This window comes from Cryobacterium sp. 10I5, from assembly GCF_035019865.1.
GTDB lineage: Bacteria > Actinomycetota > Actinomycetes > Actinomycetales > Microbacteriaceae > Cryobacterium > Cryobacterium breve_A.
In genome coordinates, this window is record NZ_JASJVI010000214.1 from 1 (window position 1) to 568 (window position 568).

Genomic DNA, 568 nt, shown 5'->3' on the forward strand with positions numbered 1-568 from the left:
TAGTCGCGTTCGACGCGGGAGCGCTCGGCGGAATCCTGGCTGGAGTTGAGGAATTCGGCGCGGACACCGACAGCGGTGAGGGCGTCGACCTGGTCCTGCATGAGCGCGATCAGCGGGGAGATGACGATGCCGGTGCCCTCGCGCACGAGGGACGGGATCTGGTAGCAGAGGCTCTTGCCGCCGCCGGTGGGCATCAGCACGACGGCGTCGCCGCCCCCGATGACCTGGTCGATGATGGCGGCCTGCTCGCCGCGGAACGAGTCGTAGCCGAACACCGTGCGCAGCGCATCCGCTGCCGTCGCGAATTTCGCGGTGGCGCGGCGGGGCGGGGCGGATGCCTGCGCGAACGACGTGCGGGCGGGTCCGGATCCGCCGGCGCCCGCGCCCGGGCCGACTCGGGAGCCGTAGTCGGAGCTGTTTCCCTGGCCGTCGCCCGCTCCGTAGTCCGGGGGCGGCGGAGCGTCGTAGTCCTCCGGTGCATCGCGGTCGTCGGGCACCCACTCGTCCGGTTCACGGGGCAGTTCGGCAGTCCAACTCACCCAGCGAGTCTACCGGCGACCCCGGTCAC

The 568-nt window shown here is 71.8% G+C and carries 1 protein-coding gene; it reads right to left on the reverse strand.

Going from position 1 to position 568, the window contains the following annotated elements; all coding sequences use genetic code 11:
* Positions 1 to 539, reverse strand: a 539-nt coding sequence (locus QN350_RS19760) for a DEAD/DEAH box helicase (protein WP_323517222.1), incomplete at its 3' end; no start/stop codon positions are given.
* Positions 540 to 568 lie beyond the last annotated feature (29 nt).